The sequence below is a fragment of the Succinatimonas hippei YIT 12066 genome (assembly GCF_000188195.1).
GTDB classification, from domain to species: Bacteria; Pseudomonadota; Gammaproteobacteria; order Enterobacterales; family Succinivibrionaceae; genus Succinatimonas; species Succinatimonas hippei.
Map to the genome: position 1 here is coordinate 20,659 of NZ_GL831067.1, position 17,604 is coordinate 38,262.

Sequence of the window (17,604 nt, forward strand, 5' to 3'; positions counted from 1 at the left end):
ACAGGTATTACATCTCCATGTACAAGGTATTCGTCAATTGTGACCCGTGGTGGGACGAATATTGTGTAAATTTATTTAAACTCAACATCCGTGCGCTTAAGCAGAATTTTAAGATGATCCGAACTATTGCCAATCAATATCAAAAATCACAAACTTCAAAAACGCGGGAAGAAAAATTTAAAAGCCTTGAAGCTGTGATTGAATTTTTGTCCAAAGCCCCGATAAAGACTACGATTGAGGCTAATTTTTCATATGCTTAAGGACATGGATATGAGAAAAAAGCATTGTCTTTTGATCGTTTTACCGTAATATCATATACGGCATAAACAGCTTTTTTATAGTGTTTCACTGCCGTATTGATTTTCAGCTTGATATTAGCAAGGTTTAAAAGGAGCAATCCTCGTTTTTGATTAAATCACTTGTTAAAACTTCTTGTAAAGAAGGAATAGAAGGTGCAGCACCTTTGCGGGTAACAGCAACGGCAGCAGCACAAGCAGCGATTTTAAGAGCTTCTTTTGCGTTTTTACCCTGTAAAAGAGAACCGAGTAAAAATCCGGTATAGGTATCACCCGACGCTGTGGTATCTATTGCTTGTACTTTAAAAATTCCCTGATAAAGAGGATCACTTCCTACGGGTTTAAATATTGATCCTCTTGCTCCTAAAGTAAGAACAATATTAACGTCAGGAAGGTGTTTTTCTAATGCTGCAAGCAGTTTTTCTGGTTTTTCATTAGGTGAACATTGCGCAATACCTGCAGCTTCTACTTCATTTACCAAAAGATAAGAACAAAGATGCAAGGGCAAGTTTAAGAGAGCAGGACAAAACGGTGAAACATTGAATGCAATTTGAATACCGCGAGCAGATGCTTCTTCCATCATGTAATCAAGATTATTGACTTCATTTTGCAGCATCAGCAAATCGCCTACTGTAAATTTGGATAGAACTTGTTTTATATGATCTTTTTGTAGGCTTTGATTGGCTCCTCCATATAAGAGAATGCAGTTTTGCCCGTTTTTGTCTACTTGAATGACGGTATGCCCGCTGGTGACGTCTTCACGTAGCTGGATATTGGAAATATCAACTCCTGCCTTTTTTAAGACATTAAGTAAAATCTCTCCATCAAATTTACCTATAGCTCCTGCATGATATACAGAACATCCGGCCTTAGCAAAAGCAACGGATTGATTTAACCCCTTGCCTCCCGCAAAAACTTCACGCGATGTTGATGCTAGGGTTTCTCCGGCACTGACAAAATGCTCGACCCCATAAACGTAGTCGATATTTAAAGATCCGAAATTTAAGACTGATGGCATAAGTACTCCTGATATTCGGCATCAAGGTTTTAAGTTAAAAATTTATTTAAATAGCTTTTTAAGGTTTGTTTTTCTATTGTTATTTAAATAATTTTTGAAGAACTTCCATTGCTCCCTGTCGGGCGATTTTCCAGTCTTTTGGAAAGTCAGCTTCGATTGTAAGAGTATCGTTGTATCCTGATTTTATTAATTCATTGACGAATTTGCTGTAATCATAATCGTCTGATGCACAAGGATATCCGCGTTCAGGGAATGACAGTGGATAGTCAACGTGGACGTGGTGAACATAGTTTACGAATGACGACAAATCATCAAGACTTTCTTTTGACCATAGCATATGGCGCAGATCTGCCATGATGTAGAGATTTTTTATGTTAACTCTGTTAACAATTTCTACAGCTTCTTCAAGCGTATTGATATAGTTTGAATACTTGGGACCGAGCGGCTCTAAGATCATTTCTTGGTCGTTTTCTCCGGAAATTTCGGACATCATGCGTAACAGTTCCAGAAATACAGCTTCATTTTTAATGCTGGCAGGTTTTGGTAACATACGGGCTTTGCCGTTGCCTAAAATAACCTTTTTGATTCCTAGTTCTGCAGCTCGTTCGCAGCTGTGTTTAAGATAGGGAGCAAGCTTTGAAGGATTAAAGCCGTCAATAAAGAAAGTAGGTACTGCAATCGGCAGAATACGCGCTCCGGTAAGAATTGGTAGACCGACGGATGCTGTTTTGTCTTTAAATTGCGCAAAGGCATCATTTGAAAGCGCTTCAATTTCAGGCATATCCAATTCAGCATAGTCATAGCCAGCAGCACTAATGGATTCATAATGCTCTATTAATCCGAATCCGCCTAGTTTCATAATTGTTGCTCCTTCTATTTGTTTTTACGCAAAGCTGCAGCTTTGGCGTTGATGTCATCAAGAATAATTCGCGTCTCAAGCATTTCTTTTAGGGAAGCACGGGGGCGGATTCCGTTTTCGTAGTCGTTTAATGTAGTACGGGCGAAAATTTCGTAATAAGGATCACTGTCAGTATTTAATCCAATATGTTGGGGCATATCATCAAATACGCGTATTTCCAAATCATTTTCAGCGAGGGTGTAGTAACCCTTATCGGTAACTATCGTCCAGCGATTTTCGCGCTTTATTCCGTCAGTCATTGGGAAAGCATAGCCGCTTTCAAGTGTTAATGAGGCACCCGAGTCAAGCTGCAGCAGTGAGGAAGCATAGGTTTCGATATCGTATTCATATGCGTAATGATAAACGGAGGCAAGTGTCTTTGCCTTTGTGCATCCTGTAAGATATAGAGCCATATCGATAAAATGTACGCCTAAATTAGTCATACATCCGCCGCCGGCGGTTTTTTGTGACAGCATCCAACGAGAAGTGGCTAAATAGCGAGAAGGAGGACCTGCTACGAACCTATATGACATGTGGTTGATTTGTCCTTTTAGATAACGCTGTTTTAAGTCATTTACGGTGTCGCTGTAGCGCCATACAAAGGGAATTGCACAGAAGACGTTTTTTTGCTCGGATTTATTGTATAGATCTGCGACTTCTTCTTGATTAAGCCCAGCAGGCTTTTCAATAGTAAAAGGGATCTTTTCATTTATAAGGTAACTTGCCACTTCATGCATTTGATTATGTGGTGCAAAAGCGAAGACGAAATCGGGTTTTACCGTGCGCAGCATTTGACGGTAGTCCGTAAAATATTGGCAGGCATAGGGGGCAGCAAAGCGTGAGGCAATTTCTTCGTTATCATCACTTATTCCGACAACGGACCCGTCAGGTAAACCTGGTAAATAAAGTGGTAAGTGCCAATGGCTTACACCCAAAAGAGCTATTTTCATGGTGGATTTATTCACGATTCATTTCTCCGCAATATGCCGGGATTTTCCCGGCAGTGATTTACAGATCGATACTGCGTAAGTACTCAATTGATTTTTTCATACCGATAGAAGCATCGGGAATATCATCAGGATGCCAGCGGCGTTCATATTCAAGTGAGAGCCATCCTTCATAACCGTGCTCTTTTACTAGACGCAGAATTTCTGGCCAAGGAACGACACCTTCCCCGACGATACGTGTGTATACGTTGCGTTCGGATTCATCGGGATGGGCTACGTTTGACGAGGAGAACGCAACACCCTTTTTGAACACTAAGTCTTTAACATGCATATAAGCAACGTATTGCTGCTGCAATGCTATAGCATGAAGGTAATCCTCGTTTTCGGTAAAAGTAAGATTAGCCTGATCGTAAAGGATGCGGACGGCAGGATGATTGATATCGCGGATAAGTGCAGCGCTGTCTTTGGCGGAAACCGACATGGTATTAAAATGATTTTCAATTACCAAGGTTACGCCTTTTTGAGCGGCAATATCGCCAAGCTCACGCATTGACTCAATAAGTTTGGCGCGGCGTTCAGCAAGCTTTTCATTATCGCCTGCTGCTAAATTACCACCGTATATACGAATGTATTTGGCTCCGAAAAATTCGCAGTAATCAATAACTTTTTTGATGGCGTCAATTTCTTGGCGGCGCTTTTTTTCGTCAAGGGAATTGAAATATGAATTATATGGAGTCAGGCAAATAATTTTGATGTTATTGCGCTCTGCACAATCCTTTATTTCCTTTAATGTTTTTTCATCGCAATTACAAGGAATACCTGAACGATAGTCGTCTTGAACAACAATTTCGATTCCATTTGCTCCAATTTTATGCATTAGCTCAATTGCTTCTAATACGGTATATTCAGGAGTTCCCATAGTATGTCCGGCAATTTTAAACATCATATTTCTCCTTAGTCCATAGCAGGAAGACCGGCGCTGCGCAAAATACGGTCCAGCAGTTCATGGGTTTTATAAGCATCAGCTGCATCGGTTATAGGTTTTTTGTTGTCGCGAACGCAGTCAAGGAAATGACGGATTGCGTTAGTAAAACCGAGCTTATCCTCAGAACGCGCCCATCCCATAGCAAGCGGTGTCATTACTGTTGTATGCTGTTCTTGTGCATCGGTTACGGTGACACTGTCAGGCATTTTGATAAAAGCTGAAAGATTATTGCCGTGAAGTTCAATGGTTTCTTCCCATTGCCCTGAGCAACGGGCGGCAATTAACATTCCGGATGCTCCGTTATCAAATTCAAGCTGCGCTGTAGTAAAGGTTTCATAATACGGATCGCTATATTTAGTCAACGCATTGACGTTTTTTACTTCACCGCCGTAATAGCGCATTAAATCAACCATATGGATAGCATTTTCCAAGGTGGCGCGATATTCTGTAGCGGGACGGTTTTTCTGGGCGATTATGACTTCAGGATGACCTTCGCCGTACGCTGCTTTAGCCTTTTGGCATACAGGAGCATAGCGACGGTTAAATCCGATCATTAATTTATGTCCGGTCTTTTCAGCCAGATCTGCGATGTGGGCGGCATCACGCAATGTTGTTGCCATAGGTTTTTCACTGTAGACGTCAAGTCCGTGTTCAAGCAAGAAAGATATTTGTTCGGCATGACAGGCTTTAGGTGTCAGTACGAAAGCGCAATCTAAGTTTAGATCTACGAGCTCTTGCAAAGAGGAAACAGCATGTTGAGCACCGCATAAGCGTTGGGCATGTTGTGCGCTTTCCAGATGATTTGCCATTAAACCTACGAATTCGACATCGTCAAAGCGCGGAAGTACCGGTAGAAAATTATTTTTTGCGACGTAGCCTACACCGATAACGCCGATTCTGATTTTCTTGTCACTCATGGATGTTTTCCTCTTCTTTATCATAGTTTTCAATGACACGGGCAATGGTGTCGCATTCTTTTTGCGTTAGCTTGCGTAATGGTTTGCGGCAGGTGTCTGATTCGATAATGCCGCGTTGTTTCAACATGGTTTTAAGAGCCGGGATGCCCGGTATTCCGGCTAACTGACGATCAAGTTTGACAATTTGATTTTGCGTCTCTTGAGCGCCTTTGAGATCCCCTGCCATATATTGACGGTAGACACGATTGAAGCGTTTGTAGAATACTGCTCCGGGACCTGTTACGGTACCGACACCTCCGGTGATGAGACACTGCAAAAACAAACTGTCACAACCGATTAAAATGTCAGGTTTACTCTCACAGCATCTTAGATAGTCTTCAATGCGCATCAGATTGGGACAGCTGTATTTGATGCCGATCACATTTGGGAATGTATTCATAAGACGTCCAAGAAGTGTCGGAGTGACATCGTTTGTAGTGCATCCTGGGATGTTATAAACATAAATCGGGAAATCAGTAGGGACATCTTTGATAGCATCGCTGTAGTATTCAAACATTGCTTCTTCATCCATAGTGAAGAAGGCAGGAGTCATGATGCCAACACCATCGGCTCCGATTTTTACGGCGTGTTTGACATGTGATGCGGTCTCTTCTGTGGTCATGCTGCCGCACTGAATGAAAATGGGAAGACGCTTGGCATTTACGTCGCTCATGGTTTGGGCTACTGTTTCGCGCTCTTCTTTAGTCAGCATCAAGCTTTCGCCGTTGGTGCCGTTGGGATATAGGCAGTTAATGCCGGTACCTATTAGGAATTCGGTATATTTTTCAAGTGAGGGCACATCAAGAGTGCCATCCTCATGCATAGGGGTAATGGTCGGGATGACGACGCCGTGTAATCTATTGGTATACATGTTTTTCTCCATTATATAGATAATGTTTTGTTTTTTAGGCGGAAATCTATTCTGCCCCGCCTTGGCAAGGTATAAAATTTATTTGTAAAACATTAGATTAGTTGTTTAATATTTTTTACGGGTTTCAACAATCAAGTTGTAAAACTCTCTTTGTTCATCTGAGGCATTGGCAAGGAAGTTGTTAATAACGTTGCTTACAGCGTCAACAAAAGGTTTTTTATCAACTTCGTTGATTTGCATGCCGGCTTCTTCAAGTTTTGCGCGGGATGAGTTAATAGCGTTAGGCCAAATCTCAGTATTCCACTGTTGAGTAAAAGCAGCTCCTGCTTCGGTGATGGCTTTTTGCTCTTCAGGAGAAAGGTTGTCATACCAAGCTTTGCTGACGAAAACCACATCAGGAATAGTGAAATGTTCGGTTAGTGACATATATTTGCAGATTTCCTGCCATGCAGCAGCCAAGACATTGGGGATTTGGTAGTCGGCTCCGTCAAGCGTGCCTTGTTGCATACCAGTATATACTTCACTAAACGGAAGTGGTGTTGCAATCGCTCCCATTGCTGTTACAGAATCAGCTAGAACGGCATCTTCCATGACACGCATTTTAAGACCTTGAAGATCAGCAGGAGTATTAATGGGACGTTTGGTGTTGACAAAGCTGCGGCTGCCTAAATCAGTCCAAGCGATAATCTTAAAACCGTTGGCTTCTGCATCTGCTTTAAGTACATTTTCGACTGCTGGATCCATTATTGTTTTTATGGCTTGTTCCCCACTATCCCATAAGTAAGGAAGGGAAAAAACCGACCAGATAGGATTAAAAGCAGATAAGTCGGTAACAGCACACTCGGTCATTTCTATGGTAGCGTTTTGTAAACCTTCAAAAGTCGCGACTTTATCTCCTAATTGTGCAGAAGGATAAAATTGCATTGTAAGGCGACCGTTTGATTTTTCAGAGATTAGTTTTTCAAGTGCGTGTGCTCCATCTGCTTGTGTGCCGCTTGATGCGAATACAACAGAGTATTTAACTACAGTGGAAGCATCTTTTGCTGTTTCAGCACTGCTGGAGGATGGCTTATCTCCGTCAGAACATGCAGATAGCATAGCTAAAGCGATACCAGCGCATAATAATGAATTTAATTTTTTCATAAACATCTCCTTTTGGCAGTGTTTCTGATATTAAAAGTTTCACTGCTGTTTAGTTTTAAAATAAACCTTAATTAAAGCGTATAACCGCTTTGATTGCCGTACCTGACATTGCATCTTCAAAAGCTTGTAATGCGTCTTTATAGTCGTAAACTGTGACAAGTTTTTGAAGCTCTTTTTGCAGTTTCATCATGATTTGAACAGGTATTGACTTCCCTTCGGAAGTAATGTGAGGATATGGACCTTTTGCACCGACGATAGTTAACTCTTTCCTCATAATGGGCAACAAAGTTAAATCTCCAGCCGGAGCATGATAAACACTAGCTACAACAATTCTGCCACCAGGTCTTACTGTCTTAAAGACATCACCAAGAACTGAGGTGGCTCCTGTTGCTTCAATTACAATGTCAGCACCTTTACTGGAGGTCATTTCTTGAACTTGTTCAAGCCAGTTAGTGTCGTTTCCGTTTACAACATCAATTAAGGAAAGAGAACGTAATTTTTGAAGGCGTTGAAGACTGCGGTCGACACCGACAACTTTTCTTGCACCTAAGCTTTTTAAAATAAGAGCTGAAATTATGCCCATTGCGCCCAAACCAAAAATCACAACACTGCCACCCGGTGTTATGTTTGCCTGGTGGGCGATGCGGAAAGCACAGTTTGTAGGTTCAAGCAGCGCTGCCGTCTCAAAATCCAAAGAGTCAGGTATTTGACTTAAGAAACTGTATTCTGGTGTATTAAGAACTAAAGTTTCTTCGGAAAAACCTCCGGGAAGCAAAGCATTATTCATGCTTTTGCAATAGTTTTTGAGTCCGTTTAGGCAGTTCCAGCATTGTCCGCAAGTTCGGCTTAGTTCACTTGCTACTCTCATTCCGACTTTTATACCATTAGCTTGGGTGCCGGCATCAGTAACAATGCCAGAGAATTCATGTCCGAAGTATCTCTCGTCTTTTAGAGATCTCTGTCCGCGATAAAGTGCAATATCACTACCGCATATTGAGCAGGCTTTAACTGCAATTTTTACTGTTCCTTGCTGAAGTTCTTTTATTTCAGCAATTCCGTTTTGGAGTTCTAGCTTGCCATAATCTACTAACGCAATACGTCTCATTTTATTGCCTCTTTTAGATCTTGTATCCTAAAACTTCAGGTATATAAGTGACGAGACCAGGGATGTATGTAATTGCAAGCAATACAACAATCTCAATAAGAAGGTAGGGCATAATGCCACGAACGGTTTCTTCAATGGAAATCTTGCCGATTTTTCCTGTAATGAATAAGCAGTAACCAAGCGGCGGAGTGATGCATCCGATAGTAAGGTTAAGACACATTACAAGGCCGAAGTGGATCAGGCTTATATCCATGGCTAAAGCAACAGGAGCAAGGATTGGAGCAAGAATAATTACTGCAGCTCCTCCGTCCATAAACATGCCCATGATAAGAAGCAGAATGTTGACAAGTAGCAGGAAAACCCATTTGTTTTCGGTAATGGATAAGATTAGGTCATTGACCATTACCGGCATTTGCAAAGCGGTGAGACCGTAGCTGAAAACTCGGGCACAGGCGATAATTAACAGTAAAGGAGCGGCACTGTTGACAGCATTAAGTAGGATTGGCCATAAATCTTTGAAAGTTAAAGTACGAATGATAAACAAACTTACTATTAAGCTGTATACCACAGCGATGGCTCCAGCCTCTGTAGCTGTACAAATACCTCCCATAATGCCGCCTACTACTATGAGCGGCATGCCAAGAGGAATTATGGCATCAAGTAAAGACTTTTTAATTTCATCAGAAGTCAACTTTTCGGTTCTTCTGGGGAAATGGCAGACTCGATCGCGCAAAATTACGACGAACATTAAGGAAAGGCCGATCAGAAGTCCCGGTAAAATACCTCCCATGAACATAGAACCAACAGAAGCACCTACTGCAGTAGCGTAAACAACCATGATGATGCTAGGAGGAATAATCGGTCCGCAAACAGCAGCGGCAGAGATAACTCCTGCAGCCTCTCTAACTGAATATCCTTCTTTTTTCATTGCTGGAATTAAAATTCCGCCCATACATGAAGCGCTGGCCTGAGCAGAACCGGTAATTCCACCGAAAAACATACTGGATACAATTCCTGCATGTGCTAAATTACCCGGAAGTCTACCAATTAGCAGTAATGCAAAACGGATCAATTTCTCAGTGATGCCGCCGCGGTTCATGATTTCACCTGCGAGCATAAAGAAAGGAATCGCAAGTAACGGTAAATTTCCCATTCCGTTATAAATAGCCTGGGATACCGCTACGGTTGCAATTGGAGTGCCTGTACTGCTTGCTAATACTCCTAAACTAAGGACCCCTGTCAGCAGTAAGGTTACATAAATCGGTACACCTACTATAATAAAGACGAAAGTAGCAATGATAAGTAATGTGATGATAATGCCCATTTTTTGTTCTCCTATTCATTTCCTTGTGAAATAGGATCATTTACTATTTTGTTTTTAGAAGTACGAATATATTCATAAAGACAAAGAGCAAATCCTATCGGCATAGACATGTAGTAGTACATTCTTGGAACTTTTAGAACTGTACTGAGAATTGTTCCCCTTGCTGTGTATTGGGCACAGATAATGAATAAGAAAATAAGAAATCCTATAGTAATTGCTAAAATAGCTGAGCGTATAGCAATACGTACAGATTTTGATTTAGGTAAACTGCTTACTGTGCCAAACTCAATGTGTCCGCCGGTACGAACAGCGCGGGCGCTGCCAAACATTGCCATTGTTACCAATAAAGCTTGATTTAACTCGTCTGCCCACAGAAAGCCAGAATCAAATATATAACGATCTATAGTGTTGGCTGCAGCGATTGCTACAATTGCAGCGAGTGAAACTGCAGAAACGGTATCTTCGATCCAGTGGATCGTCGTATCTACGCTATTCAAGATTTTTTTCATCATGTTTCTCCTTTTGTATTTGACTGTTAATACAAAATTTCTCCGCAAAAACCGAGTTGACGAGAGATTTGTAAAGCTGCTTCTTTAACCTTGTCTGCGATAAATCTTTTTTTATTTTCGGTTATTTGATTTACAAGACTGGACACTGAAATAGATGCGACAGGCTCATTGCGGTGATTGCGCAATACTGATCCGATACAATACATATAAGGGCCGTCTTCTCTGTCATCGACGGCAAATCCTCTTTCACGTGATATACGAGCATCTTGTAAAATGGCAAAAGAAGTTGTTTTGGTAAGAGGTGTATTGGCTGGATATGGCTCCGGACCTAAAAGTTTTAAAATTAAGTCATCAGGATATGCGTAAAGCATAGCTTTACCTAATGATGTAGAGTGTAAATCTCGTCTTGAACCGATTTTTGCATCAGCCTTTACTAAAGACAGATCTTCAGCTCTGTCTAAGTAAACAATTTTTCCGCGATTTTCAGTTCCTAAAAATACTGTTCCTCCGGTTACACGGTTCAATTCTTGGAGGTATGGTCGTGCGATATCTATAACACCTAAATCCGCTACAGCCGCAGAGCCTATTTCGAAAGCTAATAGGGAGAGACCGTAAGTCTTTTTACCGGAATTTTTCAGTTCCAAAATTCCCTTCTGTACCATAGTGTTAACCAGTTCAAAAGTAGAAGATTTCGGTAGGTTCATCATCTCACTGATATCTTGAAGTGTTAGATAACGTCGCGTGTCTGCAAATAAAAGAAGAAGATCTACAGTTCTGACAACTGATTTCACCTGTTTGGTGTTTGATTGTAGATCTTCGTTTTTTACTGAATGAGAATAAAAATCATTCATAAACATGAAAAATAATCATCCTATCTCGTATTAAGTTGGTATTAAATTAACATGAATTTTTGTATAAATTCTGTTTAAAAATGCCTTTATATCGGCTTTTTGATATGTTAAACAGAAAAAATTCACCAAGACGAAAAGTTCGCATATATGAACAATATTTAACTCTTTAAGGGAAATGTTTCGCATTTGCGATTTTATTTAAAATCACGCTATAACTTGTTTTTTTAGGTAAACAGTTTTACTTTGTTGTTTGTTCTGTCGGTCATATTAAGGTCTGATACTAAATAAAATTCATTTTGCAGATTAATGTTCAACTATGTCGGTTGCTCGAATTTGGTGCTAAACTATCGCGCGTTATTTTTTTGTAAGTTATAAAAATGAATTCTCGTCAATTATTTTTTCTTGGTATGAAACACGGAATTCCCGTGGTTTTGGGGTATATCCCGGTCGGTATCGCATATGCAGTGTCTGCTCTTCAGGCAGGATTTTCACCTTTTGAGACGATATTGATGTCTTTTTCCGTATATTCAGGATCGGGGCAGGTTCTTGGTGTCGGAATGACGGCACAAGGCGCAAGTTTAGCAGCAATATTTATCGGAACATTTTTAATCAATTTTCGATATTTCATAATGAGCGCTTGTGTTTTTAATCGTATGCCTTATTTAAAAGCGCCGATTAAAGCATGGACTTCTTTTTATATTACTGATGAGACTTTTGCTATTTTTACTACTGCTCCTGAGGAACGGGCAAAATTACCTTATATAGCAGGTCTTATTATACTGACTTACTCGTCTTGGATAAGCGGTGCAGTAATAGGGGTTATTGCTAATTCGATTTTGCCGGGTTGGGTTGCTGCCGGACTCGGAATTGCTCTCTATGCTCTTTTTATTGCATTAGTAGTGCCCGGTTGTAAAAGCAATCATAAGATTGCTTTGATGGTGATTATGACTGCGTTGTTTAATTGTTTATTATCTTTATTTATTGACGGAAGTTGGGCGATAGTAATTTCTACTTTATTATGGGCTGCGATTGGTGCTTGCTTAATTAAGCCTTCTAGTAAAGAGCGGGGAAGATCTCTTCAAAATTGTAATGTTGCAGAGGAGAGCAAGTAATGGAAGATAATCGCTATTTGTTTATTATTTTAGGAATGTGTCTTGTTTCATATTTGCCGCGTGTTGTTCCGGCTTTATTTATTTCCAAAGTTAAACTTACTCCTTGGCTTGAGAGATTTTTAAATTTGATTCCGTATACGGCTATGACTGCTTTGGTTTTCCCCGGCATTTTTTATAGTGTGCCTGGGTATATGAATGCCGCAAGTGTCGGAACAGTTGTTGCAATTGTAAGTTCTGTGTTAAAGGCACCTTTATCCGTTACCGTGATTTTGTCCGTATGTGCGGTTTTAGCTTTTTTAGCTCTTTAAAAAAAAACTCCGCATTAAGCGGAGTTCTTTAGGTTAATCAATATTTGAGTCTTCAGATGAAGAGGATGAGTTAAAATCACCGATATCATCATCACTGCCGACGGAGCACAAACGATGTAAGTGACGCGGTTGAATCACCTGTAAATACTTCTTGAATACCTTAGCATAAGGATCGGTTATTACTTCGGCACTATTGAGTTGTTTTAAAAAAACTTCTTCGGTTTCATCTTTAGGCTTACGGATTCCTTTATGAAGTTCCATCATAGCAGTACCGCATTGCTCTAAAAGATTTGATTCGCGGATCGAAAATTCGCCGCTGCGGCGAATTCCGCGGGCAAAATGCTGAAAATCGTTAAACGGCTTTTCGGATTCGAAGCTCATTTGTGTTTTTTCCTCAAAAGAATAGGCGTTTTGAATTTTAAACGCTTAATTTTAGCGTCACATTTTAACATTTAAATTTCTTATTTGCGTATATGGCTTTGATAAAAATCAACAAAGACTTTAGTAATTGATTAATGGATGTGTTTTTACATAATTAATTAAATTTAATTTTTTGTTATATAAATCAAAGCTTTTATTGATAAAAACAGATAAAAAATTGAGGCTTTTATGCAGCTTTGCTAAAATCAGGAGAATGTAATTAGAAAAATACCGGAAATCCTTGTCTAAGGACATGAGATTTGTCGTTTATTAAAACTTTTAAAAGCATTTAAATTGTTTTTTATAAGCAGTAAATGAACGAGATATGGTAATTGATTTTAGATTAATGTTCGCTTTTTAGCAGTTAATCTTAGGGGCTTTTTAAAAAAGAGCTGTAAATAAAATTTGTTTATGTTTTTTGGAGCTGCGATGGAAGACAAAAAAGTTAATGAAGAAAGAATTCCGCGCAATTTTATTACAGATATTATTGACGAAGACTTAAAAGAGGGAAGAGTTACAAATATTGCAACTCGTTTCCCGCCTGAGCCTAACGGTTATCTGCATATCGGACATGCTAAATCTATTTGTTTAAATTTCGGCTTAGCCAGAGATTATAACGGTACTTGTAATCTGCGTTTTGATGATACCAATCCTGTAAAAGAAGATCTTGAATACATTCGTTCAATTGAGAGAGATGTAAAGTGGCTTGGATTTAGTTGGTCGGGAGAAGTTCGTCATTCATCTGATTACTTTGACAGATTGTACGGTTACGCATTAGAACTAATTAATAAAGGTCTTGCGTATGTGGATGAACTGTCTCCGGAGGAAATTCGTGAGTATCGAGGTACTTTAAAAGAGCCTGGCAGAGATAGTCCGTATCGCTATCGCAGTGTGGAAGAAAACCTGGCCTTATTTGAAAAAATGAAAAACGGCGGGTTTGAAGAAGGAAAAGCATGCCTGCGTGCCAAAATTGATATGTCATCGCCGTTTATTTGCATGCGCGATCCGGTTATCTATCGCGTAAGGTTTGCATCTCATGCTTTAACCGGGGATAAGTGGTGCATTTATCCGATGTATGATTTTACTCACTGCATATCTGATGCGATTGAGGGGATTACCCATTCTATATGTACTTTGGAATTTCAGGATAACCGCCGTCTTTATGATTGGGTTTTAGATCATATAAGTATTGAAGCTCGTCCTCATCAGTATGAAATGAGCCGACTTAATCTTGAGTACTCTTTGACGTCAAAAAGAAAATTAAATCTTTTGGTTGAAAAAGGTCTTGTAGACGGTTGGGATGATCCGCGTTTGACTACGATTTCAGGATTGCGCCGACGCGGCTATACTCCTGCTTCAATTCGTGAGTTTTGCCGCCGTATTGGTGTTACCAAGCAGGAAAACACCGTAGAAATGAGCGCTCTTGAAACTTGTGTTCGTGATGATTTGAATACAAAGGCTCCGCGTGCTCTTGCTGTTTTGCACCCGATAAAGTTGGTAATTGATAATTTCGGTGAAGATGGTGTAACTGTTGATAAAGTAACCGTTCCTAATCATCCTGAGAAAGAAGACTTAGGATCTCGCGAATTATCTCTTAGCAAAGAGCTTTTCATTGATGCTGCAGATTTCAGAGAACAGGCAAACAAACAGTACAAGCGTCTTAAGTTAGGTTATGAGGTTCGTTTGCGTCATGCTTATATCGTAAAAGCTGTATCTTGCGAAAAAGATGAAAACGGTAATGTAACCTGCGTTCATGTAGAAGCTGTACCTAATTCTATTGGTACTGATGTTGAAGGACATAAACCAAAGGGAGTTATTCATTGGGTAAATGCCAATGATTGTTATAGGGGACAAGTTTGTTTATACGGCAGGTTGTTTAAAGTCCCTAATCCCGGCGCAGAAGAGGATTTTCTTGCATGTGTTGATGAAAACTCAAAAGAAATCATCAAAGATGCAGCTTTAGAGTCTTCACTTAAAAATGCAAAAGTCGGAGATTCCTTCCAGTTTGAACGTGAAGGATATTTCTGTGTTGAATCAAAAGATTTTGTTGAAGGGGCTCCGGTATTTAATTTAACCGTGGCTTTACGTGATAACAAAAAAACTCAGGCATGATTTGAAATAGTAAGGAGCAAAAAATGTCAGATTTTGAAAATGAAAATGAAAAAGACGACAACATGGCACCGCCTCCCGGCAGCGACTATGAAGTAGCCTTTTCTTATCACTCCGAAAGCATGCTTGAACGTGCTTATGACAAAGCAGAGCATTGGGTAAAAGAGGGCGTTCGTCCGAAGAAGATTTTCTTAGAAGACAGATCTATGGGCGTGATTAACTTTAGAAAAATCATGCGTGATCCTTTGCTGATTCAAGCAGGAGTAGAGCGTTTTGTAGATTTTCGTTGTTCGCTTACTTTATCTGATACCGATGTCGATGCTGTATTTTCAAGCGTTTGCTATTACGAAGCAGATTCAGAGCCTACATATATTAATGCCTACGATCCTGAACTTAGCAGTATTAAAGAGGTTCTCAATATGGTAAGTGAGAATTTATTTAATTATCTGCAAAAGCCGCTTGTTCATAATGATTTAACCGAGAATTAATTTTGTATGGCTAACTTGCTGGTTACTGGAGGAGCCGGTTTTATCGGCTCTAACTACGTTTTTTATCATTTGACAAATTTTCCTGCAGATAATGTTGTAGTTTTAGATGCTTTAACTTACGCCGGATGCAGGGAAACTTTGGATCCGCTTATTGATAATCCGCATTTTACTTTCGTTAAAGGCGATATTCTTGATGAGAAGTTGGTGGTTTCTTTAATTGAGAAATACAAAATAGACGTGATAGTCCATTTTGCTGCTGAGTCTCATGTTGATCGCTCGATTTTAGGACCTGATGCCTTTATCAAGACCAATATTGAAGGCACATACTGCTTGTTGAAAGCAGCTTATAAGATGTGGGTAAAAGACGGTGTATGCCATGGACATTTCCATCATATATCTACTGATGAAGTGTTCGGAACGTTATCTTTGACAGATCCTCCTTTTTCAGAAGAGAATCCGTATCGTCCTAATTCTCCGTATTCAGCATCTAAAGCATCATCTGATTGTTTAGTAAGAGCTTTTGTCCATACTTACGGATTAAAGGCAACCATCACTAATTGTTCCAATAATTATGGACCGCGTCAGTTTCCTGAAAAGCTTATTCCTCTTGTCATAACTAACTTGCTTACCGGTAAGGAAGTTCCGGTTTACGGTGATGGAAAACAAATTCGTGATTGGCTCTTTGTCGATGATCATTGCAGAGCTATCGATGCTGCTATTCTCAGCGGTCAGTCTGATAAAACATGGAATATAGGCGGTAGAGCAGAACTTACCAATCTTGAAGTAGTCAATACGGTATGTGAATGCATTGATGAAGAGTTTAAAGAAGATTCAAGTTTAAAAGATCGCTACCCGTCTGCTTATCCGGCAAAAGGTATGTCGTGCAAAAAAGCTATCGTTCATGTTACCGATCGTCCGGGACATGATCGTCGATATGCTATAGATCCGAGAAAAGCTGAGGCAGAACTTAACTTTAAACCTTCTTTAACTTTCAAAGAAGGTATTAAGCTTACGCTTTTATGGTATTTAAATAATGACAAATGGTGGCGTGAGCTTAAAAAACGTACTAAGGATTTTTCCGTACGTTAACGGCTATTAAAGGAGAAAGATTTTGTCAAAAATCAAATTCACCGTAATGGCATTGAGTATGGCAGTAGCAAGTACTCAGCTTGCAGGCTGTAATATTATTCGTCATTGGTGGCAGTATTTTGACGGTACTGTTGATACGTCATTACGTGAGCCTACAGGCTATTATGAGCATGCAGAGGTTACTGATATTCCAGATCAGCTGGTGGTTCCTCCGGGACTTGCAGTTCCTCCGTCCGACCGATCGATGGACGTTCCGATGTTAAGTTATACCAATACTGGAGAAATCGGTAAGGATATCGATGTCAGGGCTCCTGTAGTTCCTTTGCGATCTGCTTTAGGAGTTAATGCTCAATGGAGCGCAGGTGAAGCTATTGTTTGGTTAAAGCAAGGCGGAGCTCACGGAATTGCAGATGAGAAGCAGGCATGGCAACTTTTAGGTAAAGTATTGCAGAGACTTAATATTGAAGTCGGTCAAGTTACGCCCGGAGCATTTGAGCTTACTACTTTAGCTGCTGATTTTAATGAATTCGGTGTCCCTTATACTCCGGCCAATCGTGCGTCGCATGCTCTTTGCTACCATCAAATCTATCGTATTCGTATCGGTAGAGCGCAAAATGGGGATTTAGGCATAGCCTCTTCGGTTATCGGTTCGATGACACAATTGTCAAACGGCAAGATGCTTGAAAATGTTTTGACTCCGATTGAGCTTGAGCGTTTTGCAATGGGATTTGCCAATAGTATTATCAAAGAAATTGATAGTACCGTTAATTCTCAGAGTCAGGACTTAAGTAATGTAACGGTTTCAATCGGTGTTGACAACAATAATCAGGAAACATTTACCGTAAATGCTCCTTATGATGAAACCATGAGAGTTATGCAGCAGATGCTGCCGAAATACGGATTCATTATTGATGAATTTTCTATTTCTCACGGTTCATTTAATGTAACTCTTGAAGAAGACGATCCGGATTTCTTTAGAGATTTAGGAGTTAATCCGTTTAATCTTGAAGCTAATTCATACATCATAAGATTAGGTGTTAACGGTGATAAGACGGTTATTACTTTCTATGACGATGATGATAAACCGTTATCAGCTACGGATCTTGCAGGGCTTTACAGCGGATTCTCTCAAGCTCTTTCAAGAGAGTTTGCTCTAAATTCTGCTAATTAAGGCT

The 17,604-nt window shown here is 40.0% G+C and carries 19 protein-coding genes; 7 read left to right on the forward strand and 12 right to left on the reverse strand.

The genetic code is table 11. The features are described 5' to 3' along the window. A partial coding sequence (locus HMPREF9444_RS09195; protein WP_009144156.1) for a hypothetical protein occupies positions 1-260 on the forward strand: 260 nt, incomplete at its 5' end. A 124-nt stretch (positions 261-384) separates the two neighbouring features. Here the strand turns inward: HMPREF9444_RS09195 and HMPREF9444_RS09200 are convergent. The 11 genes from HMPREF9444_RS09200 to HMPREF9444_RS09250 all read right to left on the reverse strand — a co-directional run bounded on the left by HMPREF9444_RS09200 (position 385) and on the right by HMPREF9444_RS09250 (position 10,909). Next, the gene (locus HMPREF9444_RS09200) at positions 385-1,314 is read right to left on the reverse strand and encodes a ribokinase (RefSeq protein WP_009144158.1); all 930 of its coding nucleotides are present in this window, start codon (positions 1,312-1,314) and stop codon (positions 385-387) included. 79 nt (positions 1,315-1,393) lie between these two features. Continuing rightward, positions 1,394-2,173 (reverse strand): sugar phosphate isomerase/epimerase family protein, encoded by a 780-nt coding sequence (locus HMPREF9444_RS09205; RefSeq protein ID WP_009144159.1) that lies wholly within the window; start codon positions 2,171-2,173, stop codon positions 1,394-1,396. A gap of 14 nt (positions 2,174-2,187) precedes the next feature. Continuing rightward, entirely contained in the window at positions 2,188-3,177 is a 990-nt protein-coding gene (locus tag HMPREF9444_RS09210; RefSeq protein ID WP_198002783.1) for a Gfo/Idh/MocA family protein, read from the reverse strand. Positions 3,178-3,220: 43 nt separating this feature from the next. Then, positions 3,221-4,105 (reverse strand): sugar phosphate isomerase/epimerase family protein, encoded by an 885-nt coding sequence (locus HMPREF9444_RS09215; RefSeq protein WP_009144161.1) that lies wholly within the window; start codon positions 4,103-4,105, stop codon positions 3,221-3,223. An 8-nt stretch (positions 4,106-4,113) separates the two neighbouring features. After that, complete coding sequence (locus tag HMPREF9444_RS09220; protein ID WP_009144162.1) at positions 4,114-5,061, reverse strand: Gfo/Idh/MocA family protein; 948 nt, start codon at positions 5,059-5,061, stop codon at positions 4,114-4,116. Further along, the gene (locus HMPREF9444_RS09225; RefSeq protein ID WP_040909493.1) at positions 5,054-5,971 is read right to left on the reverse strand and encodes a dihydrodipicolinate synthase family protein; all 918 of its coding nucleotides are present in this window, start codon (positions 5,969-5,971) and stop codon (positions 5,054-5,056) included. Before HMPREF9444_RS09225 ends, HMPREF9444_RS09220 begins: the two co-directional genes overlap by 8 nt. Positions 5,972-6,076: 105 nt before the next feature. After that, positions 6,077-7,114: a TRAP transporter substrate-binding protein gene (locus HMPREF9444_RS09230; RefSeq protein ID WP_198002784.1), complete on the reverse strand. Its 1,038-nt coding sequence runs from the start codon at positions 7,112-7,114 to the stop codon at positions 6,077-6,079. Positions 7,115-7,181: 67 nt separating this feature from the next. After that, positions 7,182-8,219, reverse strand: a complete 1,038-nt coding sequence (locus HMPREF9444_RS09235; protein ID WP_009144165.1) for a zinc-dependent alcohol dehydrogenase — start codon at positions 8,217-8,219, stop codon at positions 7,182-7,184. Between the two features lie 13 nt (positions 8,220-8,232). Further along, entirely contained in the window at positions 8,233-9,543 is a 1,311-nt protein-coding gene (locus tag HMPREF9444_RS09240; RefSeq protein ID WP_009144166.1) for a TRAP transporter large permease, read from the reverse strand. 11 nt (positions 9,544-9,554) lie between these two features. Then, positions 9,555-10,055, reverse strand: coding sequence for a TRAP transporter small permease (locus HMPREF9444_RS09245; protein ID WP_009144167.1), 501 nt, complete (start codon positions 10,053-10,055; stop codon positions 9,555-9,557). 23 nt (positions 10,056-10,078) lie between these two features. Beyond that, positions 10,079-10,909: an IclR family transcriptional regulator gene (locus HMPREF9444_RS09250; RefSeq protein WP_009144168.1), complete on the reverse strand. Its 831-nt coding sequence runs from the start codon at positions 10,907-10,909 to the stop codon at positions 10,079-10,081. A 371-nt stretch (positions 10,910-11,280) separates the two neighbouring features. Here HMPREF9444_RS09250 and HMPREF9444_RS09255 point away from each other — a divergent pair, with 371 nt between their 5' ends. Then, positions 11,281-12,015, forward strand: a complete 735-nt coding sequence (locus tag HMPREF9444_RS09255; RefSeq protein WP_009144169.1) for an AzlC family ABC transporter permease — start codon at positions 11,281-11,283, stop codon at positions 12,013-12,015. Continuing rightward, a complete protein-coding gene (locus HMPREF9444_RS09260) occupies positions 12,015-12,323 on the forward strand; it encodes an AzlD domain-containing protein (protein WP_009144170.1) in 309 nt (102 codons plus the stop codon). Before HMPREF9444_RS09255 ends, HMPREF9444_RS09260 begins: the two co-directional genes overlap by 1 nt. Positions 12,324-12,356: 33 nt before the next feature. Here the strand turns inward: HMPREF9444_RS09260 and maoP are convergent, their stop codons facing one another. After that, on the reverse strand, positions 12,357-12,704 hold the full coding sequence (gene maoP, locus HMPREF9444_RS09265; RefSeq protein WP_009144171.1) for a MaoP family protein: 348 nt from the start codon (positions 12,702-12,704) through the stop codon (positions 12,357-12,359). Between the two features lie 468 nt (positions 12,705-13,172). On the opposite strand from maoP, the gene glnS reads away from it, so the two are divergent. Genes glnS through bamC form a run of 4 tightly spaced genes read left to right on the forward strand, consistent with a single transcriptional unit; the run spans position 13,173 to position 17,600 of the window. Then, positions 13,173-14,855: a glutamine--tRNA ligase gene (gene glnS, locus HMPREF9444_RS09270; RefSeq protein ID WP_040909494.1), complete on the forward strand. Its 1,683-nt coding sequence runs from the start codon at positions 13,173-13,175 to the stop codon at positions 14,853-14,855. Positions 14,856-14,878: 23 nt separating this feature from the next. Then, positions 14,879-15,340, forward strand: a complete 462-nt coding sequence (locus tag HMPREF9444_RS09275; protein ID WP_009144174.1) for a hypothetical protein — start codon at positions 14,879-14,881, stop codon at positions 15,338-15,340. Between the two features lie 6 nt (positions 15,341-15,346). Then, a complete protein-coding gene (gene rfbB / locus HMPREF9444_RS09280) occupies positions 15,347-16,429 on the forward strand; it encodes a dTDP-glucose 4,6-dehydratase (protein WP_009144175.1) in 1,083 nt (360 codons plus the stop codon). Positions 16,430-16,451: 22 nt separating this feature from the next. Next, positions 16,452-17,600 (forward strand): outer membrane protein assembly factor BamC, encoded by a 1,149-nt coding sequence (bamC, locus tag HMPREF9444_RS09285; protein WP_040909495.1) that lies wholly within the window; start codon positions 16,452-16,454, stop codon positions 17,598-17,600. Positions 17,601-17,604: the final 4 nt, after the last annotated feature.